The organism is Kitasatospora sp. NPDC022785, assembly GCF_055561295.1.
In genome coordinates, this window is sequence record NZ_JBVHHB010000016.1 from 1 (window position 1) to 20630 (window position 20630).

Annotated in this window: 16 protein-coding genes and 3 pseudogenes; 13 read left to right on the forward strand and 6 right to left on the reverse strand. The window is 71.7% G+C overall.

The window, feature by feature from the left end; all coding sequences use genetic code 11:
* The 10 genes and pseudogenes from ACZ3YO_RS23415 to ACZ3YO_RS23460 all read left to right on the forward strand — a co-directional run.
* Positions 1–960 (forward strand): alpha-L-arabinofuranosidase B (locus ACZ3YO_RS23415; RefSeq protein WP_465572459.1); only part of this gene is annotated, 960 nt, incomplete at its 5' end.
* A gap of 441 nt (positions 961–1401) precedes the next feature.
* Positions 1402–2390, forward strand: a pseudogene (locus ACZ3YO_RS23420) (LacI family DNA-binding transcriptional regulator).
* Between the two features lie 467 nt (positions 2391–2857).
* The gene (locus ACZ3YO_RS23425) at positions 2858–3841 is read left to right on the forward strand and encodes an ABC transporter substrate-binding protein (RefSeq protein ID WP_465572462.1); all 984 of its coding nucleotides are present in this window, start codon (positions 2858–2860) and stop codon (positions 3839–3841) included.
* A 78-nt stretch (positions 3842–3919) separates the two neighbouring features.
* Positions 3920–5443, forward strand: a complete 1524-nt coding sequence (locus tag ACZ3YO_RS23430; RefSeq protein WP_465572464.1) for a sugar ABC transporter ATP-binding protein — start codon at positions 3920–3922, stop codon at positions 5441–5443.
* A complete protein-coding gene (locus ACZ3YO_RS23435; RefSeq protein WP_465572467.1) occupies positions 5440–6522 on the forward strand; it encodes an ABC transporter permease in 1083 nt (360 codons plus the stop codon). Before ACZ3YO_RS23430 ends, ACZ3YO_RS23435 begins: the two co-directional genes overlap by 4 nt.
* Positions 6519–7490, forward strand: a complete 972-nt coding sequence (gene yjfF, locus ACZ3YO_RS23440) for a galactofuranose ABC transporter, permease protein YjfF (protein ID WP_465572470.1) — start codon at positions 6519–6521, stop codon at positions 7488–7490. The genes ACZ3YO_RS23435 and yjfF overlap by 4 nt, the downstream gene beginning before the upstream one ends.
* 321 nt (positions 7491–7811) lie before the next feature.
* A pseudogene (locus tag ACZ3YO_RS23445) lies at positions 7812–8995 on the forward strand (ROK family transcriptional regulator).
* 180 nt (positions 8996–9175) lie between these two features.
* Positions 9176–10027 (forward strand): hypothetical protein, encoded by an 852-nt coding sequence (locus ACZ3YO_RS23450; protein WP_465572472.1) that lies wholly within the window; start codon positions 9176–9178, stop codon positions 10025–10027.
* Between the two features lie 258 nt (positions 10028–10285).
* Positions 10286–10648 carry a hypothetical protein gene (locus tag ACZ3YO_RS23455; RefSeq protein WP_465572473.1) on the forward strand — a complete coding sequence of 121 codons (363 nt, stop codon included), beginning with the start codon at positions 10286–10288 and terminating at the stop codon, positions 10646–10648.
* A 37-nt stretch (positions 10649–10685) separates the two neighbouring features.
* The gene (locus tag ACZ3YO_RS23460) at positions 10686–11225 is read left to right on the forward strand and encodes a hypothetical protein (protein ID WP_465572476.1); all 540 of its coding nucleotides are present in this window, start codon (positions 10686–10688) and stop codon (positions 11223–11225) included.
* 70 nt (positions 11226–11295) lie between these two features.
* Here the strand turns inward: ACZ3YO_RS23460 and ACZ3YO_RS23465 are convergent, their stop codons facing one another.
* Both ACZ3YO_RS23465 and ACZ3YO_RS23470 read right to left on the reverse strand, forming a co-directional pair.
* Positions 11296–11820: a P-loop nucleotide/nucleoside kinase family protein gene (locus tag ACZ3YO_RS23465; protein ID WP_465552637.1), complete on the reverse strand. Its 525-nt coding sequence runs from the start codon at positions 11818–11820 to the stop codon at positions 11296–11298.
* Between the two features lie 964 nt (positions 11821–12784).
* Positions 12785–13576, reverse strand: a pseudogene (locus ACZ3YO_RS23470) (exodeoxyribonuclease III); the annotation flags it as partial.
* A 319-nt stretch (positions 13577–13895) separates the two neighbouring features.
* On the opposite strand from ACZ3YO_RS23470, the gene ACZ3YO_RS23475 reads away from it, so the two are divergent.
* Positions 13896–14681: a GntR family transcriptional regulator gene (locus tag ACZ3YO_RS23475; RefSeq protein ID WP_465572479.1), complete on the forward strand. Its 786-nt coding sequence runs from the start codon at positions 13896–13898 to the stop codon at positions 14679–14681.
* Between the two features lie 189 nt (positions 14682–14870).
* On the opposite strand, the gene ACZ3YO_RS23480 is transcribed toward ACZ3YO_RS23475, so the two are convergent.
* Positions 14871–16052 carry an ROK family protein gene (locus ACZ3YO_RS23480; RefSeq protein ID WP_396323707.1) on the reverse strand — a complete coding sequence of 394 codons (1182 nt, stop codon included), beginning with the start codon at positions 16050–16052 and terminating at the stop codon, positions 14871–14873.
* A gap of 473 nt (positions 16053–16525) precedes the next feature.
* Between ACZ3YO_RS23480 and ACZ3YO_RS23485 the strand changes: the two genes are divergently transcribed.
* A complete protein-coding gene (locus ACZ3YO_RS23485; RefSeq protein ID WP_465572482.1) occupies positions 16526–17125 on the forward strand; it encodes a class I SAM-dependent methyltransferase in 600 nt (199 codons plus the stop codon).
* Between the two features lie 195 nt (positions 17126–17320).
* The gene (locus ACZ3YO_RS23490) at positions 17321–17767 is read left to right on the forward strand and encodes a GNAT family N-acetyltransferase (protein ID WP_465572793.1); all 447 of its coding nucleotides are present in this window, start codon (positions 17321–17323) and stop codon (positions 17765–17767) included.
* A gap of 111 nt (positions 17768–17878) precedes the next feature.
* Here the strand turns inward: ACZ3YO_RS23490 and ACZ3YO_RS23495 are convergent, their stop codons facing one another.
* The 3 genes from ACZ3YO_RS23495 to ACZ3YO_RS23505 form a co-directional block, all read right to left on the reverse strand.
* Positions 17879–18325: a hypothetical protein gene (locus ACZ3YO_RS23495; protein ID WP_465572485.1), complete on the reverse strand. Its 447-nt coding sequence runs from the start codon at positions 18323–18325 to the stop codon at positions 17879–17881.
* Positions 18326–18519: 194 nt separating this feature from the next.
* Positions 18520–19296, reverse strand: a complete 777-nt coding sequence (bioD, locus tag ACZ3YO_RS23500) for a dethiobiotin synthase (RefSeq protein WP_465572488.1) — start codon at positions 19294–19296, stop codon at positions 18520–18522.
* Positions 19293–20609, reverse strand: a complete 1317-nt coding sequence (locus ACZ3YO_RS23505) for an adenosylmethionine--8-amino-7-oxononanoate transaminase (RefSeq protein WP_465572490.1) — start codon at positions 20607–20609, stop codon at positions 19293–19295. The genes bioD and ACZ3YO_RS23505 overlap by 4 nt, the downstream gene beginning before the upstream one ends.
* Between the last annotated feature and the right edge of the window lie 21 nt (positions 20610–20630).

The window sequence follows — 20630 nt, forward strand, 5'->3', positions numbered from 1 at the left end:
AACGCCGAGACCAACAACCTGGACACCGGCAACGGCCACATGGAGGCCCTCTACTTCGGCGACAACAAGAGCTGGGGCTCGGGCAGCGGCAACGGACCCTGGGTCATGGCCGACCTGGAGAACGGCCTGTTCTCCGGGGTCAACCGCGGATCCAACGCCAACGACCCCAGCGTCCACAACCGCTTCCTGACCGCCATGCTCAAGGGCGGACCGAACCAGTGGGCCCTCCGCGGGGGCGATGCCCAGTCGGGCGGCCTGTCCACCTTCTACAACGGCGTGCGCCCCAACGCCACCGGCTACAACCCGATGCACAAGGAAGGCGCGATCATCCTCGGCATCGGCGGTGACAACAGCAAGTGGGCCCAGGGCACCTTCTACGAAGGCGTGATGACCCAGGGCTACCCGTCGGACACCACCGAGAACGCCGTCCAGGCCAACATCACCGCCGCCGGCTACGCCAGCGGCTCGACCGGCACCGGCACGCTGACCCCCGGCTCCCGGATCTCGCTGCGGGCCACCACCGCGCCCTGCTGCACCTCCCACTACCTCCGCCACGACGACGCCGACACCAAGGTCGTCATCTCCGGCACCACCGCCGCCAGCTCGGCCACCGACAAGGCCGACGCCACCTGGATCGTCCGCGCCGGCCTGGCCGACAGCTCCTGCCTGTCCTTCGAGTCCGCCAACAACCCCGGGCAGTTCCTGCACCACTACAACTACGAGCTCTACCTGGACTTCGACAGCGGGGCCGGCTCCTTCGCCCAGGACGCCACCTTCTGCCCGACCAAGGGCAACAGCGGGACGGGCACCTCCTTCCAGTCCGTCAACTTCCCGACGAAGTACCTCCGCCACTACAACTACACCGCCTACATAGCGTCCAACGGAGGCACCAACAGCTGGGACAGCACCACCAGTTGGGCCGCCGACACCAGCTGGACGATCGCCCAGCCCTGGAGCTGAGCCGACTCGCTCGGCGGACGGCGGCGGACCCGACGGCCGGGTCCGCCGCCGTCCGCCGTTCCCGTGCCGCGCCCCGGGGCCGGTGGCCGAGCCCGATCTCCGCCCGCCGCCGGTGGCGGGGGAGAGGGCGGCGAGGCGACGGGCCGGGCCTTCGTGATGCCCGGGCCCGGCCATCCCCGGGAGGGCCGCGCCGATCGGCTCGACGAGCCGCCCGTCATGGGTGCGGCCCGCGCGGGGGAGGGGCGCGGCCTGCCTGGGCTACCGCCCCGAGGCCGGATCGAAGCCTGACCGCATGGCAGTTGTTAACGCTAACATGCTTGCGCATGGTGGGCATGAGACAGTGGCGCCGCCGCGCCGCCACGAGGCGGCCGGTCGGACCGTGGCACCGGAGGGCTGTACGTGGGAGCTGAAGCGGTCGGTACCGAGGTGCGGCAGCCGGTGATGGCGGACGTCGCGAAACTGGCCGGCGTCTCCCACCGGACGGTGTCCCGGGTGCTCAACGGCGCCCCGCACGGGCGGCCCGGCACCCGCGGAAGGGTGCTCGCTGCGACCCGCGAACTCGACTACCGGCCCAACTCGGCGGCCCGCGCCCTGGTCACCCGCCGCTCGCGGGCCCTGGGCGTGGTCACCTTCGACTCCACGCTGTACGGGCCCGCGTCGATGCTGGACGGCATCGAGCGCGCCGCCCGCACCGCCGACTACTTCGTCAGCGTCGCCAGCCTGCGCTCGTTGGACGGCCGATCCGTGCAGGAGGCCGTGGACGGGATGCGCGACCAGGGCGTTGAAGGCGTCGTGGTGATCGCCCCGCAGGTCTCTGCGGTCGGCGCCCTCGCGAAGCTCTCCAGTTCGGTGCCGGTGGTCGCGATCGATCCGGCAGCCGGTCCCGGCTGCCGATGGTGTCGTTCGACAACCGGGCCGGTGCCGAGGCCGCCACCCGTTACCTGCTCGACCTCGGCCACCGGACCGGGCACCACCTGGCGGGCGCCGCGGGCTGGATGGAGAGCCGCGACCGCCAGGACGGCTGGCGGCGGACCCTGGAGGCCGGCGGCGCCCGCGTGCCGCCGGTCGAGACCGGCGACTGGACCTCCCGCTCCGGGTGCGAGGCGGGCTGCCGGATCGCCCACGACCCGGAGGTCACGGCCGTCTTCTGCGCCAACGACCACATGGCGCTCGGCCTGGTCCGCGCCCAGTACGAGGCGGGCCGCGCCATGCCGGGAGAGATCAGCGTGATCGGCTTCGACGACATCCCGGAGGCCGCGTACTTCACCCCGCCGCTCACCACCGTTCGCCAGGACTTCGGCGAACTCGGCCGCCACGCCCTCGAACTCCTCCTCGAGGAACTCGACGGCGTCGCCCACAACCACAACCACGTGCAGATCTCCCCGGAGATGGTCCTGCGCCGCAGTGCCAGCCCCGCCCGCCCCGTCTGACCCCTGCCGCCCGTGGCCGCCGGGGCGGCCGATCGGGGCGCTCGGTCCCGTTCGACGGGTGGGCGTCCGCGGATCCGGGGGCGGTGTCCGCGAAGGGCCCGCCTCGGCGGAGCGCGGGGAGCCCGTGCGGGCACGGGGCGCTTCGCGTCCGAAGGCCGGGGCCGGGGCCGGGGCCGGTCAGGCTTGTACGTTGCCCTGCCGAGGGGGCGAGGGGGTGCGGTCGGACCGGTCCCGGCCGGTGGGAACCCTCTTCGGCGAATGATCAACTCCTGAGTCTGTCGCGGAGTTGACGGGCGATCGGGTTGCTGCGGACGGCCTGGTCAAGATTGGGTAACGGGGCCCGGGGGCCTTGCCGGTTCTGATTGTGAGCGTTAACAATCTGTCTCGAGCGAAACGGCGCCGATACCTCCCGTTCATGTGAGCCGGTGCTGTTCGCGCGATCGACGATCCCGAGAGGAAGTCCCACCATGTCCAAGAGAGCTGCGGCGGCCCTGGTCGCCGGTGCGATGGTCACCGTCCTCACCGCGTGTGGTTCCGGCGGTGGCGGGGGCTCGGCCGACAAGGGAGCCGGCCACAAGCTCGTCGTGGGCTTCTCGCAGGTCGGCGCGGAGAGTGGCTGGCGCACCGCGAACACCAAGTCGATCCAGGAGTCCGCGAAGAAGGCCGGTATCGAGCTGAAGTTCTCCGATGCGCAGCAGAAGCAGGAGAACCAGATCAAGGCGATCCGCTCGTTCATCCAGCAGAAGGTCGACGTGATCGCCTTCTCGCCGGTGGTGGAGTCGGGTTGGGACACCGTGCTGAAGGAGGCGAAGGACGCCAAGATCCCGGTGATCCTCACCGACCGCGCGGTGGACTCCAAGGACGACTCGCTCTACGTCTCCTTCCTCGGCTCGGACTTCGTCGAGGAGGGCAAGAAGGCCGGCGACTGGCTGGTGAAGGAGTACCAGGGCAAGTCCGACGAGGTGAACATCGTCGAACTGCAGGGCACCACCGGTTCGGCGCCGGCCAACGACCGCAAGGCGGGCTTCGGTGACGTGATCAAGGCGGACGCGAAGTTCAAGGTGGTGGCCTCGCAGACCGGCGACTTCACCCGCGCGAAGGGCAAGGAGGTCATGCAGGCCTTCCTGAAGGCCCAGCCGAAGATCGACGTGCTGTACGCGCACAACGACGACATGGCGCTGGGGGCCATCCAGGCGATCGAGGAGGCCGGCAAGAAGCCGGGCACCGACATCAGGGTCATCTCGGTGGATGGGGTCAAGGACGCCTTCACGGCGATGACCCAGGGCAAGATCAACGTCGATGTGGAGTGCAACCCGATCCTCGGCGACCAGCTGATGGACCTGGTGAAGAAGGTCAAGGCCGGCGAGCAGGTGCCGAAGCGGATCAAGACGCAGGAGGGTGTCTTCACCCAGGACCAGGCCGCTGCCGCGCTGCCGACCCGCCAGTACTGAACGGGCCCGCCCGCCCGGGGAGTGATCGGCGGATCACTCCCCGGGCGGACAGGGTCGCACGAGGAGAGGAGAACCGGGGTGCGTCAGCAACCGGTCCTGGAAGTGCGGGGGATCCGCAAGGAGTTCCCCGGGGTGGTGGCGCTGGACGGGGTCGACTTCCGGCTCTTCCCAGGCGAGGTGCACGCCCTGATGGGGGAGAACGGCGCCGGCAAGTCCACGCTGATCAAGGTGCTGACCGGGGTGCACCCGGCGGACGGCGGCGAGGTGGTGCTGGCCGGAGAGCGGGTTCGGATCGCCGGTCCGCTGCAGGCCCAGGAGGTGGGCATCAGCACCGTCTACCAGGAGGTGAACCTCTGCCCGAACCTGTCGGTGGCGGAGAACATCTTCATCGGTCGCGAACCGCGCCGCCTCGGCCTGATCGACTGGGCCGAGATGCGCCGCAGGGCCGCCGAACTGGTCCGGACGATGGAGCTGGACGTCGACGTCAGTGCGCCGCTGGACAGCTACTCCATCGCCGTCCAGCAACTGGTCGCCATCGTCCGCGCGGTGGACGTCTCGGCCAAGGTGCTGATCCTGGACGAGCCGACCTCCAGCCTGGACCGTGAAGAGGTCAGCCAACTCTTCACCGTGATGCGGCGGTTGCGCGACCAGGGCGTCGCCATCCTGTTCGTCTCGCACTTCCTCGACCAGATCTACGAGATCTGCGACCGGATGACGGTGCTGCGCAACGGACGGCTCGAGGGCGAGTACCTGACCAGCGAGCTCAACCAGGTCGAACTGGTCTCGCGGATGATCGGGGCGGAGCTCGCCGGGCTCGACCGACTCGCCGGCGGCCACCGGGGCGAGCGCTCCGCTCCGGCCACCGGCCGGCCTTTCCTGGAGGCCGAGGGCCTGGCCCGGCAGGGCGCCGTCGCCCCGTACGACCTCGCCATCAGTCCCGGTGAAGTGATCGGCCTGGCGGGCCTGTTGGGATCCGGCCGGACCGAGGCCGCCAGGCTGCTGTTCGGCGCCGACCACAAGGACGGCGGCACCGTGCGGATCGACGGTACCGAGACCGACCTGCGCAGCCCGCGCGACGCGATCGCGCACGGCATCGCGTTCTGCTCGGAGAACCGCAAGACCGAGGGCCTGGTCGGCGAGCTGACCGTCCGGGAGAACATCGTGCTGGCGATGCAGGCGGCCCGCGGCTGGGCCCGTCCGCTGTCGCGCACCGTGCAGGACGCGCTGGCGCTGCGCTGGATCCGTGCCCTGGACATCCGCCCGGGCGATCCGGAGGCGCTGGTCCGCAACCTCAGCGGCGGAAACCAGCAGAAGGTGCTGCTGGCCCGCTGGCTGATCACCGACCCCAAGTTGCTGATCCTGGACGAGCCCACCCGCGGCATCGACATCGGCGCCAAGGCCGAGATCCAGAAGCTGGTCGCGAACCTCGCCGAGGAGGGCATGGCGGTGCTGTTCATCTCCGCCGAGCTGGAGGAGGTGCTGCGGCTCAGCCACCGCGTCGGGGTACTGCGCGACCGCCGGATGGTCGCCCAACTGCGCAACGACGACGCCCTCACCCCGGAGCGCGTCCTGGCCACCATCGCGAGTGGAGCGGAACAATGACCACGGCCTCGACCACCGGGAGGGGCAAGGCGGTGACCCGGTACCGGCTGTTCTGGCCGGCCGTGGTGCTGGCCGTGCTCCTGCTCGCCAACCTCGCCTTCACCCCGGACTTCTTCGCCGTCCACCTCAAGGACGGCCACCTGTACGGCAGCACGGTCGACATCCTGCACTTCGGCGCTCCGCTGATCCTGGTGTCGCTCGGCATGACCCTGGTGATCGCCACAGGCGGGATCGACCTCTCGGTCGGCTCCACCGTCGCCATCGCCGGCGCGCTGGCCTGCCTGCACATCAGCGAGGCGGCCGACCCGGCGAGTCTCGGCACGGTGCTCGGCGCGATCGGCATCGCGCTCGGTACGGCGGTGCTGCTGGGTGTCGCGAACGGGGTGCTGGTGGCCCGGATCGGGGTACAGCCGATCATCGCCACCCTGATCCTGATGGTCGCCGGCCGCGGCGTCGCCCAGCTGATCACCGACGGTCAGATCATCACGATCACCAGCGAGCCGTACAAGCTCATCGGCGGCGGCTACTGGCTGGGGATGCCGTTCGCGATCCTGCTCAGCGGGCTGGTCGCGCTGCTCACCGCGCTGCTCACCCGCTCCACCGCCCTCGGCCTGCTGCTGGAGTCGGTCGGTGGCAACCCGGTGGCCAGCCGGCTGGTCGGGATCCGGGCGATGCGCCTGGTCGGCCTGGTGTACGTGTTCAGCGCCCTCTGCGCGGCCGTCGCCGGACTGATGGTCTCCTCCAACGTCTCGGCGGCGGACGGCAACAACGCCGGTCTGTGGATCGAGCTCGATGCCATCCTCGCGGTGGTGATCGGCGGGACGTCGCTCAACGGGGGTCGCTTCTCGATCGGCGGCACGGTCCTCGGCGCGCTGATCATCCAGACCCTCTCCACCACGGTCTACACGATCGGCATCCCGCCGGAGACCACGCTGGTCTTCAAGGCGTTCGTCGTGATCACGGTCTGCCTGATCCAGTCGCCGAACTTCCGTGCCAAGGTCGCCCGGCGCGGCGCCGGGCGCCGGAGCACCGGCCGGCCGCGCCCTGCCACCACCACCAACCGGGAGGTCGGCGCGTGAACGCCAACGCCCTGCTGACCAGAGTGCGCGGACAGATCCCGCTGCTGGTCACCTCCGTCCTGCTGGTGTCGATGTTCACCGCCGGGTCGGTGCAGTACGACGGATTCTTCTCCGGGCAGGTGCTGCTCAACCTGCTGATCGACAACGCCTTCCTGCTCGTGGTCGCGGTCGGGATGACCTTCGTCGTGCTGACCGGCGGCATCGACCTGTCGGTCGGCGCGGTGGTGGCCCTGTCCACCATGGTCTCCGCCTGGCTGGTGGAGCGGCAGGGCTGGCCGCCGCTGCTGGTCATCCCGCTGGTGCTGGTGATGGGCACGGCCGGCGGTTGGGTGATGGGGTGGGTGATCCACACCTTCGAGATCCAGCCGTTCATCGTGACACTGGCGGGCATGTTCCTCGCCCGGGGCCTGTGCTACATGATCAGCATCGAGTCGATCTCCATCACGGATCCGTCGTACACCGCGATGGCGCAGACCCGCATCCCGCTCGGGGACCTGTTCGTCTCGCCGAGCGTGGTCATCGCGCTCCTGGTGGTGGCGGCCGGATTCGTCGTGCTGCACTACACCCGGCTCGGCCGGAACGTGTACGCGCTCGGCGGCAGCGAGCAGTCCGCCCTGCTGATGGGCCTGCCGGTGGGACGGACCAAGACCACCGTGTACGCGATCAGCGGCTTCTGTTCGGCGCTCGGCGGTGTGCTGCTCACCTTCTACATGCTCTCCGGCTACGGCCTGCACGCGGTCGGCCTGGAGCTGGACGCGATCGCCGCCGTGGTGATCGGCGGCACCCTGCTGACCGGCGGCTCCGGCTACCTGCTGGGCACCCTGCTGGGCGTGCTGGTGCTGGGCCTGATCCAGACCATCATCAGCTTCCAGGGCACCCTCAGCTCGTGGTGGACCAGGATCGTGATCGGCGGGCTGCTGTTCGTCTTCATCGTCCTGCAGCGTCTGATCACCGCCCGCCGGCGGTAGCGCACAACCCGGCCCCGGCACGGCCCGTCCGGTCCGTGCCGGGGCCGGGCCGTGCCACTGCGTGCGCACCGACGGCCGTCCGGGGCGGCGCGCGCGGCGGGAATTGTCAGACAAGCCCTAGCGAGGCGCGGGCTCCTCGTCGTCGGCGGTCCACCGGGACCGTCCGGCCGAAGCCGCGGGCTGCCGGGCGAGCGCCGGAAGCCGGGTCGTGCGGTGCGCACGACCCGGCTTCCGTGGTCGGAGTCAGCGGGCGCGCGGGTGACAGCGGTCGGCAACGTGGCGAGCAGGAGTGCGGAGCACGGGCCCGCGTCGCAACAGGACATGCGGCGGCAGAACCTGGCCGTCGTGCTCGGCGCGGTCGTCGCGCACAGCCCGCTCTCCCGCGCGGACGTCGCCGGGCGCGTCGGCCTGACCAGAGCGGCCGTCTCCTCACTGGTCGACGAGCTGATCGGCCGGGGCGCGGTGACCGAGGCGGCGGCCACCGCCCATGGCCGGGTCGGCCGCCCCTGACGGGCACTGACCGTGTGCGACGAAGGCCCGGCCGGTCTCGGGCTGGAGATCGGCGTCGCCCACCTCGGCGCGTGCGTCGCGGACCTGCGCGGCGAGCCGCGGATCTGGCGCCGGGTGGAACGGCCCAACGCCGGCCGCCCGGGCAGGTGCTGGCGGAGGCCACCGCGTTGGGCGCCGAGGTGGAGCGGAGGCCGAAGCCCTCGGGCTGCGCGTCGAGGGCCGGCTGCTGGCCGTGCCCGGGGTGGTGCCGAACCGGCCCGGCGGACTGGTCGAGCGCGCGCCCAACCTGGGCTGGAGCGGTGTCCGGCTCGCCGACCACTGGCCGGACCCGGACACGGTGCCCGAGCCGGAGAACGAGGCCAACCTCGGGGCCCTGGCCGAGTACTGGAACGCCGGGCGGCCCGAAGAGACCTTCGTGCACGTCTCCGCGGACGCCGGGATCGGTGCCGCCCTGGTCATCGATGGGCGGCTGTTCCGGGGCGCCCGCGGTTTCGCCGGCGAACTGGGCCACCTCCCCGTCCGGCCGGACGGCCCGGACTGCGCCTGCGGCTCCCGCGGCTGCCTGGAGCAGTACGCGGGCGAGGCGGCCGTGCTGCGCGAGGCCGGCCTCACGCCACACGGCCGCCCCGCGGGCGGTCCCACCGGGACGGGCCCCGGCCACCCCGTCGCCCTGCTGGCCGAACGGGCGGCAGCCGGGCACGCGCCCACCCTGCGGGCCCTGGAACCGCGCGGGTCGGGCCCTTGGCCTGGCCCTCACCTCCGCCGTCGACCTCATCGACCCGGACGGCCTCGTCCTCGGCGGTGCCTACGCCGAACTCGCCGACTGGCTGCTGCCGTCCGTGCGCGCCGAGCTGGCCGCCCGGGTCACCGTGCGGCCGTGGGCACCGGAGGCGGTGCGCCCGTCCGCCCTGGGCCGGCGCGGGCCCCTGCTGGGCGCGGCGTTGACGACGGTCCGCCGCATCATGGCGGACCCGACCCTGCTCCCCGCCGGGTGACCGGCGACCGCCGCGAGCAGCGGTTCCAGCCGGTGCGGGCCGGGCAGTTCTACTTCACCGAGCTGCACATCATCGACCGCTTCGGTCAGGCCCTGCGGCTGGTCACCGCCCAGCAGGGACAGCCCACCCAATTCGCCCCGGTGCGGGCCCCAGTATCACCCCGGATCCCCAGAAGCCGCCGTGGGCGGCAGCTTCACCTTCTCGGGCATCGAAGTGAACCCGGCCATCGGAACGGTGGACGTGGACCTGGAGGAGATGACCTCGACCACGGGGGATCACGAGAGCTACCGGAAGCGCACCGGTCAGGTGAAGGTGAAGAAGGGCAACGACGAGTTCTACTTCCGCAGCCTGCGTCCCCGGACCACGGTCGTCAACCGGGGCGACACCGTGGAGCTGTTGTGGGACGCTCCCGCCGACACAGGGATCACGTACACGATGTACTACCAGGGCGCGGACGGGAGGGAGAAGAGCGACAGCAGTCAGCCCAACTTCGGGGGCGGGGTGTGGAAGTCGCCGACGCTCACCGACAACGCGAACTTCACGCTGAAGGCGACCTTGGACGGACAGGACCGCTACCTGACCACCTATCTGACCGTCAACGACCCCAACCTTGTGGTCAACCAACTGACGGTCGGTGGTGACACCACGTTCGACGGGAAGGTCACCGCGACCGCCACCGGCAAGTCCGTCCGCATCCGGCCGAAACCTCACCGGTTCCACTCAGTCGCAAAGCGTTCAACGACCGGCTCGCGCGCCAGGACATCCACACCAGACCCGCCCGCACTGCAGCCCGCCCTCATCGCCCTCGCCACCGAGCTACCCGCACCGGCACTGGAACCTCCTCGACATTCACATCCATACTGCGCTGAAGTGGGCCCGCCACGCGCAACGCGACTGGAGCACCTACCTCACCGCGAGAGCCACCGACCTGACTGCTGCCACGTAACCAGCTCGGCCATGAACGACCTGCAGCACAACCCGGTGGCGTCTCCGGAAGGCCAATTAGGAGACTGCGAGCGTCCATCTCATTGACACTGGGCAGGAATTGACGTTCATTCAGTTTGTTTCGTTCAGTGTGGGACTGCTCGGGGGCGCCCTGCTCATCCATCGTGAGGAGCCCTGGCTTGACTGTCTCATGGGATCTGCTGATATCCACCGCAGGTGGTGTCACCGCAACGGTCGTGGGCGTCATCGCCGGCGGTGTCGTCGGGCGCCGCAGCCAGCACCAGCAATGGCTGCAGGGGACGCAGACCGCCGCCTACGAGAAGTTCCTGCAGGCGTTCGGGGGGCGTGGAGGCGGAGCTGCGCGAGGCCTTCCTCGACGAGCGCAGGCCCGCCGTTGACTGGGTGCCTTTCATGGCCGCCCAGCACTCGGTCAGCCTAGTTGCCGACCCGGCGACCAGCGCAGCAGCCGAGCGGGTCTGCGAGATCCTGGAGGACTTCACCATCCTCTTCCATGGTCGTCAGCCGACCGACCTCGAAGAACTGCGGCCGATTCATGCCGCGCTGGGCGAGGCTCACCTGAGCTTCGTCAATGCGGCCCGCTGTTCCCTTGCCCCGTCCCAACGGCGCCTGGACCGATCACTGGGAGGCCCCTCGCCCTGGCGGGGCGTCGAGTCCTTCTACACCCGACCTGATAGAAGCCTCGACTGAGCCTTGGCTGGACGTCCGACTGAAAGGTAGGAATAGCATGAATCTCCCTTGGGGAACCCTCATATCCACCGCCAGCGGAGTGGCCGCGACAATCCTTGGCATCCTCGTAGGAACCCTGGCCGGGCGCCGCAATGAATCCGGGCAGTGGATACGCGATCGGAAGATCGCGGCGTACGAGCGCCTTCTCCAGAGCTTCGGCGCGGTCGAGATCGGCATGCGCCACGCGTACTGGGAGCAGCGCGAGCCCGAGGGGATCGGCTGGGAGGAGTGGAACGCTGCCCTGGTGTCGGTCAGCCTGGTAGCCGATACCGATGTGGGGATCGCTGCGGAGCAACTCGCCTCAGTCGTAGGAGAGTTCAGTGCCTTCCCGTTCGGGGAGCCAAAGGACATGGCGATGCTTCGTCGGATTCATACGAAACTCGACGCTGCACAACGGGAGTTCGTCAAAGCCGCCAGGCGGTCGATCCACGCGTCAGACGCGAAGCAAGTCCCCTGGCGTTTGGGTGGTCCGCCACCCTGGGGTGAGATTGAACAGATCCATCAGCGAGACAACGACATCGGTCGCGTCATCCCCTGAACCACATTGGGTTTGGAGCGTCACGGGACATGCACAAAGGGCCCTTCCCGTACCATGTCGGGCCGAACAGTCACGCGAACGACGGCCACCGGTAGGCGGCCCACTCCCGCCAGCCCGCCCAGCCAGAGGGCGGGCCGGCGACCTCGCCGCCTCCCAACTCCGCCGCGTCGGGCTCCTCGAAGTGCGCCCGGCCATCCTGGATGTCGGCCTCGGTCATCGGGAACGTCTCCTCGGGGGTAGTCGCCCAGCGATGGGCGATCCGGGCGCGCTGGGTCGCATCGTCCACCGGCAGGTAGAGCATGCGGAAGGACGCGCCCTCGGCCTGCGCCAGCCACCGGATCGCAGACCGTTCGTCACGGGACCAACAGCCGTAGTCCACCACAACGTTGGTGCCCAGCTTGACCGCCTCCAAGGCGAGCCAGAGCATGCGCCCCTCCAACACGTCGCGCTTCCCGTTCGCCTCCGACTCACGGAACAAGGGAATCATCCAGTCGTCGGGTGTCAGGCGCAGCGCGCCGTGCTCATCGGCGAGCTGCCGAGCCCTCGTGGTCTTTCCGGCCCCTGGCAGGCCGACCATCAGGAACAACGTGGTCACACCCAGATGGTGGCAGGGAGGCCGGGCAGGCGACCACCGCTTTATCTGCCTGATGCCGGTCAGACCGCCCGCCCCATGACCCGAACAGCAGCTCAACGTGATGTTTGTGCAATCGCGAACCTGCCTCGGCGTGTCGGGTAACTCGAAGGCCGGAACGGCGCTGACGGCCAAGAGAGCCGTGGGTATGGGGCCGACACACCTGCGGACCCAGCGGGAGCTCACGAAACGGACGCCCGCGCCGGGCGGGCCGCCGAATGGATGGACCGCGCCGAAAGCCTGCCGCGGACGTCCGACGACCTGGAGGTCCTGCGGCAGAGCGCGCGCACCCTGCACAACGTTGGTGAGTGCGTTGTCGAGGTGGGGCACAACGCCCGGGCCGCCCGGTTGCTGGCGGAGAGCCGGGACATCGCGCACCGAACCGGCGCCTCCGACCATCGAGTACTACAGCCGGATTGCCCTGCCGCGTCTGGACGCTGCCGCAGGGTGCTGGTCCGGCCTGGAGGAGCGGTTCACCGAGGCTCCGAGTATCCCGAGGTCATCCCGCCGCGTGGGGAGACCGGTCGCTCGCCTGGATTGCCCTCGCCCGCGGGCAGTCCACGCAGGCCCCCGCCTCGCGAACTCCGCCGCCGAGCACGGTCGCAAGCGCTGCGACACCGGCACCGCGCTGCCGTCGCACTCACCGCCGTCCTGCCCTCCAGGGCGCACCGGACGCCGCCCTGGCGACCGCCGCCCGGGCGGTCGACCTCTCGCGGGCAGCGGGGGAGCGGACGCGGTCGAGCTCCCTGATCACCTACGCCGTCGAGGCGGCGCTGGCCTGCGGCCGCCACGACGAACCCGAGCGGCTCACCCACGAACTCGCCTCCGGACGAAGGAGAAGGACTCACTGGCCGCCAACGTCGAACTGCAGTTCCGCCGGGCGCACCCCGGCGCTTGGCGAAGCCGGGTCACTGAGTCGGAACTTGTGGTCGAAGACCGCCGTGACAGGGGCGTGGTCGGACCAGCGCTCGGCGTGGGAGGCAGGCCGCTCTACGTACGCCTCGGTGCAGCGGCTTGCGATACCCTCCGTCGTACAAATCAAGTCGATTCGCCAGCCGGAGTCGTTGTCGAAGGCGCGGCCGCGGTAGGACCACCAGCTGTAGGGGCCGGTGCGGTCGGGGTGGAGGCGGCGGACGACGTCGACGTAGCCGGCCTCCTCGTAGACGCGGGTGAGCCAGGCGCGCTCCTCGGGGAGGAAGCCGGCCGCCTTCTGGTTGGCCTTCCAGTTCTTGAGGTCCTCCGGGCGGTGGGCGATGTTCCAGTCGCCGCAGACCACGACCTCGCGGCCGTCGGCGGCGGCCCGGGTGCGGAGCCTGCCGAGGTGGACGAGGAATTCCGCCATGAAGCGTTCCTTCTCCTCCTGGCGTTCGGTGCCGACTTCTCCGGAAGGGAGGTAGAGGCTGGCCACCGTCAGACCCGGAAGGTCGATTTCGACATACCTGCCCGAATTGTCGAATTCCTCGGACTCGAATCCGACCACGGTGCGCTCCGGCTTCTGCCGGGACAGCACCGCGACGCCCGCACGGCCCTTGGTGACCGACGGTGCCCAGACCGCGTGCCAGCCCTCCAGGTCACGCAGCTCCACCGGGAGCTGCCCGGGCTCGGAGCGGACCTCCTGCAGGCAGATCACGTCCGCCTCGGTGGCCGCCAGCCACTCGATGAAGCCCTTCTTGGCGGCCGCCCGGATCCCGTTCACGTTGACACTCGTCACCACAATCACCCGGGAAGCCTACCGAGCGCCCCGGCCGGCCCGGCGGCGGCACGTCCGGGAACGGCACGTCCGGGAGGGGTCTCTCCGGGGCGGCGTCGGGTCCGGATGTCAGGATGTCGTGAACGCGGCATGAATCAGCGCGACAACCGCACCAACCGCCGCCATTGGTCTTGACCATCTCCGGAGACAGCCCCTAGGGTCACTTACTGCAAGGACCTTTAATAAAGAAGGACGGATAAAGCCCGCTCTCCCACCTGCCGCAACAGCGGACAGCGGGCCGGGTCCGCCCTCCTTTCGGCAGGGCGGACAAAGCAGGGTGGAGGCCACGGTGGGAACGACTGGACAGCTCACGGCGGTACCGGAGCCGAAGTACTGGCACCTGCGCACAGTGCTGCTCCGCGCGATCGACACGGAGTTCTCCACCGGCCAGGTCCTGCCCAACGAGCGCGAGCTCTCCGCCCGCTTCGGCGTGGCCCGGGCCACCCTGCGCCAGGCGCTCGACCAGCTGGAGCTGGAGGGCCGGCTGGTGCGCCGCCGCGGTATCGGCACCCTGATCGCGGCCCCCCGGGTCGGCGTTCCGGTCAACCGGCACGAGGAGGGCTGGCCCGGCACCGCCCGCAGCCAGGCCTGGCGCACCGTCGACTGCACCACCGCCCCGGCCTCCGACCGGCTCGCCAAGGCCCTGGGCGTCGCCGAGGGCGCCACCGTGCACACCGTCCGCCGGGTGCGGATGGTCCAGGGCCAGAACATGGCCACCGAGTCCCTGCACGTTCCCGCCTCCGCGCTGCCGCACCTGCCCGGCTTCCGCGCCGAGAGCGACCGTGCCCGTTCGGTGCTGCGCCAGCTGGAGCGCCTGGAGGTCGACGGCGAGTCCCGCGCCGTCGAGCTGGGCGTCGCCGAGGCCGAGGAAGCCGCCCTGCTGGAGCGCCCGCCCGGCTCGCCCGTCCTGGTGATGACCACTCAGTACGCCGCCGCCGGCCGCCTGGTCGCCCTCGCCGTCTCCACCTACCGCGCGGACACCTGCAAGCTCACCTTCGGCGAGACCGGCCTGGTCGAGGTCACCCCGGTCGCCGCCACCGCCGGTGCCACCACCGAGGTGCGCACCGCCTCCTGAACCACCCCGAAACACCCTCAGGCCGAGGCCCGGACGCCCCACAGGTGCCCGGGCCTCGGCCTTGGTGACGGGCGAGCAGCCGGGGCGCCGGGACGCTCGGCCACCGAGCGCAGGCATGCTCGGCCACCGAGCGCCGGTCCGCGCCCCACGGCCGAGCGGTCACCCGACGTCACCCGACGTCACCCGACGTCACCCCCGGGCGCCGGCGCCCGTCGGCGGGTCGACGGCGAAGAGCTGCTCCTCCACCTGGTCCAGCGCCACCCGCAGCGCACCCATCGCCACGACCTCCGAGCCGAGGGCGGCCAGCGCCACCTCGGGGGCGCGCAGGGTGAACTGGGCGAGGCGCTCGCGCAGCGGCTCCAGCACGCCGTCGAGGCCGGCGGCCCAGCCACCGACCACGACCAACTGCGGGTCGATGGCCAGCACCAGGGCGGCGACGCTCTGCACCAGGCGGGTCAGGAACCGGTCCATCGCGACCTTCGCCACCTCGTCACCCTCGCGGGCCAGCTTCAGCACCCGGGCGACGGCTGCCTCGTCCAGCGGGTTGAGCGGCTTGCCGGTGGTGGAGAGCAGGCGCTCGGGGGTGACCTCCTGACCGAGCAGGTGGAGGGCGCCGATCTCGCCGGCCGCACCGCCGAAGCCGCGGTGCAGCTTGCCGTTGATCAGTGAGCCGGCGCCGGGGCTGAGGCCGGCCATCACGAAGACCACGTCGTCCGCGCCGACCGCCGCGCCCTGCCAGTGCTCGGCGATGGCCGCCAGGTTGGCGTCGTTCTCGATCATCACCGGGCAGCGGAACGAGCGCCGCAGCCGGGCGCCCAGGTCGAGGCCGGTCCAGCCGGCCATGGCGGTGCCGAGCTGCACGGTGCCGTCCCGGTCGACGATGCCGGGGGTGCCGACGCCGACCGCCCAGAGGTTGTCCCGGGAGACGCCGGCTTTGCGCAGCACCTCGGCGACGACGGTGCGCACGGCGCTCAGCCGTTCCTCGGCGTCCAGGGTCTCCTCGACGGTCCGGAAGTGACTGCCCACCACCTCGCCGGTGAGGTCGGCGAGGATGACCCGGATGTCGTGCACACCGATCTCGACGCCGAGGATGTGCCCGGCCTCGGCGCGGAACCGGAACCAGCGTGCCGGACGCCCCCGGCGGCCCGCACCACCGGGCTGACCGCCGTTCTGCGGCTGGTCCACCTCGGCGACCAGGCCGGTCTCGACCAGCCCCTCGATCACACCCTCCACCGTCGGCCGGGAGAGTCCGGTGTCCCCGACCAGTTGAGTGAGGGTCACCGAGTGGCCGGCCCGCAGCGCCCGAAGCGTGACCGCCGCGTTGATCCGCCGCAGCAGCGAGGAGTCTCCTCCGGTGAGCCGATCCGCCAAAACGCTGCCCTTCGCCGTTCGCGCGACAGCCCTGGCGCGCGGTGCCGAGTGCGCGGCGACCACCGAGTGCCGACCACCGAAGGCCGACTGCCGGGTGTCCCACGAGAGTCCGCCGACCGGACCGCGGGCACGACAGCGCTGGGCCGCCTGCGCCAGGCCCGGAGGGCATGTGCCGGATGCTACCGGGGCCCAGGCCCGGCGGGCGAGCATCTCCGCAGCTCACCCAGGCTTCGGTATCGAAATGGTACGCACCGGGTCGCCGTGCGTACGCCGCCCTTCCATGGCGCCACCGGACGTCCCCGGGCTCCCTCCCGCCTCGGCCGCCGGAGCCGCGCCGCCTGGTCGGGACACCCCTGCCGAGCCTCTATGCTGCGGACATGCTGAACGAGACGCGCGACGTTCATCCCGGCGCAACTGTGCCGTCGGACCGGAGCTTTGTGCGGAGGGAGACCCGGCCGACTCCCGTGCCGTTCGTGCCGGAGGTCACCCTGCACATGGCGCAGGACGCCATCGCGCTGTGGGAGACCACGGAGGCGGCGCGCGGCGAGGAGGGCCTGGCGCCGCCGTTCTGGGCGTTCGCGTGGGCCGGCGGGGTCGGCGTCGCGCGGTACGTGCTCGACCACCCGGAGCTGGTCGCCGGGCGGACGGTGCTCGACCTGGCGGCAGGATCCGGGCTGGTGGGCATCGCGGCGGCACTGCGCGGCGCGCGGTCGGTGCGGGCCGCGGAGATCGACGCCTACGCGGTGGCCGCCATCGACGTCAACGCGGAGACGAACGGCGTCCGCGTCGACGCGGCGGTGGAGGACCTGCTGGACGGGGACGGCGCGCCGGCCGAGGTGGTGCTCGCCGGCGACGTCTTCTACGAGCGGGCGATGGCCGCCCGCTTCCTCCCCTTCCTGGAACGGGCGCGGGCCCGCGGCGCGGTGGTGATCGTCGGGGACCCGGGCCGGGCCTACCTGCCGCGCGAACGGTTCAGCGCACTGGCCGCGTACGACGTCCCGGTGGTCGCCGACCTGGAGGACGCCGCGCTCAAGACCACCACGGTCTGGCGGCTCGACCCGCCGAAGGATTGAGACACCCGCCCGGAGGGAGACCGCCTGTAAGGCCGGGACCGTCCGCAGCGCCGGGACTGTCCGCAGCGCCGGGCCCGTCCGTGATCCGGAATTCCCCGCGGGCGGATCCGACCCCCTGGTAGACAACCCGGCATGACCGATGACCTGACCTTTGGCCTGACCGACGACGTGACCGATGGCCTGACCGACGACGTGATGGCCGGGACGACCGCCGACATCGCGCTGCGCACCGCCACCCCCGACGAGATCCCCGCCGTGCTCGCCCTCTGGGCCCGCGCGGCCAAGGGGACCAGCATCACGGACGACGCCGACGGCGTGGCCGCTCTGCTGCAGAGGGACCGGGAGTGCCTGATCGTCGCCACGACGGCGGCGGACACCGGGACCATCGTCGGCACCGTGATCGCCGGCTGGGACGGCTGGCGCTGCCACCTCTACCGCCTCGCCGTCGACCCCGGGCACCGCCGCCGAGGCATCGGCGCCGCGCTGCTGGCCGCCGCCGAGGCCCGCTTCACCGCCCTCGGCGGCCGCCGCGCCGACGCGATGGTGCTGGACGACAACGGGCTCGGGCAGCGCACCTGGCGGGCGGCCGGCTACGGCCCCCAGCCGCAGTGGACCCGCTGGGCCAAGCCCTTGGACGCCTGACCGCAGGCCCCGACCCTCCCCCCCCGGGACCCCCGCGAACCGCACGCCTCGACTCTCAAGCCTCAGGCGCCGCGACGGCTCCGTGGCGAAACCGCGCCCCGACCGGTCCGCTCACGGGTTGCTGAGCGCGTAGGTGCGGAAGGTGGCGAGCAGCGGCAGCACGTCCGTCTTGCCCGGCTCCTCGGTGACCGCCCGCATCGCGTCGATGACGGTGCGGGCGATCGCCTTGGTGGCCCCGAGGTCGCCGGCGGCCGTCGTCGCGGCCCAGGCGCGGAGGGTCCGGGCGAGCAGGGCGGCCATCCGGGCGCCGATGTTGGAGCTGACGGCGTCGGTCAGCGCCTCCAGCTCCTCGTCGGTCATGCTGGAGCGCAGGCCGAAGGCGAGTGCCATCAGGGTGTCGATGGCGTGTTCGCCGTACGCCGCGACCAGGGCCGGGAGCGGCTGCTCGTCCGGGCCGCCGGCGGCCAGCGCGGCCAGCGCCTCCTCGTCGTCCTTCCACGCCGCCTCGAGTGTGGCGAGGGCCCGGAGGGACTCGTCTACCGTCAGGCCATCTGTCATGCCGAGAACGGTATTGAGCCCTACCGGGCCCGCGCCGCACCCGTCGGAATTTCTCACTCCTTCGAGCGAAACCGACCGGACCCCGGCCGCCGGAGTGCACCGGTGGCACCGGTGGCCCTTCGGCGCACTGCCGCGCTCCGGTCGCACCGCCGCAGTGCCGGCCGCACCGCGCGCAAGGTCGGCCGTGCGCCGTCCTACGCGGGCGCGTTGGCCGCGGTGAACTCCGCCGCGTCCCAGTGCCCCTGCAGCGCCGGGGCGAGCGCGGCGCGCGCCAGGGCGGCGAAGTCCGCGGCGCCGGCGGCCCGTTCGGGCAGGGCGCCGAGCAGCGGGGCGCCGGCCGAGCGGGGCAGGTCGGCGAGGTTGCAGCGGTCGGCCAGGCCGGGGGAGTCGGGCCAGGAGCCGATGACCACGCCGAACAGCGGCAGGCCGCGCGCGGCCAGCGCCTCCGCGCTGAGGGCGGCGATGTTGAGCGTGCCGAGGCCGGCCGAAGCGACCAGCAGTACCTGGGCCGGCAGGCCGAGGTCGCGGGCGGCGAGCGCCTGGTCGGCGAGCGTGCGGCCCTCCTCGTCGTAGCGGACCAGCAGGCCGCCGGCGCCCTCGACCAGCACCAGGTCGTGGTCGCGGGCGAGTTCGGCGGCCGCGGCGGCCGTCTCGGCGGGTGTGAGGCAGGGCCGGCCGGACCGGCGGGCGGCCGTGTCCGGCGCCAGCGGCTCGGGGTAGCGGGCGAGTTCGCGCAGCGTGAGCCTGGTGTCGAACGGGTCGTCGAGCCTGGTGTCGAGCGGGGCGCCGACCAGGCGGGCGACCTCCTCGGCGTCCCCCGGCTCGCCCGGGGCGACCCCGGTCTGCCCGGGCTTCAGCACCGCGACCCGCAGGCCGGCCTGGAGGGCCGCCGACGCGATGGCGGCGGTCGTCACGGTCTTGCCGACCTCGGTGTTGGTGCCGGTCACGAAGAGAACGGGAGGGGTGATCATCCGGCCACCGCCGCTGCGGTCACCGCGGCCGCGATCCGGGCCACGTCCTCGTCCCCCGTCACGTAGGGCGGCATGGTGTAGATGAGGTCCCGGAAGGGGCGCAGCCAGACGCCCTCCCGCGCGGCCGCCGCCGTGGCGGAGGCCATGTCGACCGGGTGGGCCAACTGGACGACGCCGATGGCGCCCTGGACCCGGACGTCGCGCACGCCGGGCACGTCGGCCGCGGCGGCCAGGCCGTCCCGCAGACCGGTCTCGATGCGCTTCACCTCGACCTGCCAGTCCTGTCCGAGCAGCAGGTCGATCGAGGCGTTGGCGACGGCGGCGGCCAGCGGGTTGCCCATGAACGTCGGGCCGTGCGCCAGCACCGGCATCTCGCCGCGGCTGATCCCGTCCGCGACCTCGCTGCTGCAGAGGGTGGCGGCCATGGTGAGGTAGCCGCCCGTCATCGACTTGCCCAGGCACATCACGTCCGGAGAGACGCCCGCGTGGTCGGCCGCGAACAGTGCGCCGCTGCGGCCGAAGCCGGTGGCGATCTCGTCGAAGACCAGCAACACGTTGTGCCGGTCGCAGAGTTCGCGCAGCATCCGCAGGTAGGCGGGGGAGTGGAACTGCATCCCGCCGGCGCCCTGCACCGCCGGCTCGACGATGACGGCGGCCAGCTCGCCGGCGTGACGCTCCATCAACTCGTCGAACCGTGCGGCGTATTCGGTGTCCAACGGCGCGTCGAAGCCGGCCGGCGGCTGCGGTGCGAAGAGCTGGTCGGGCAGCACCCCGCCCCACAGGTGGTGCATGCCGCCCTGCGGGTCGCAGACCGACATCGGGTGGAAGGTGTCCCCGTGGTAGCCGCCGCGCCAGGTGAGCAGCCGGCGCTTCTCCGGCCGGCCGGTGGACTGCCAGTACTGCAGGCACATCTTCATCGCGACCTCGACGGCCACCGAGCCCGAGTCGCCCAGGAAGACGTGCTGCAGCGGCTCCGGGGTGATCTCGACCAGCCTGGCGGCCAGCCGGACGGCGGGCTCGTGGGTGAGCCCGCCGAACATGACGTGGCTCATCCGGCCCAGCTGCTCGCGCACCGCCCCGTCCAGCACCGGGTGCCCGTAGCCGTGGATCGCCGCCCACCAGGACGACATCCCGTCGACCAACTCGTCTCTCCCCGCGACGGGTCGGGCGAGTCGCAGCCGCACCCCGGACGCGGACTCCACCACGTACGGGGTGGCGGTGCCGGGCATCGGCCCGTACGGGTGCCAGACGTGCGCCCGGTCGAGGGCGAGCAGGGTGTCGGTGGGCATGGGGGTGCCGGGGAGCTGAGCCATGATGGTGGATTCCCTTGCGGA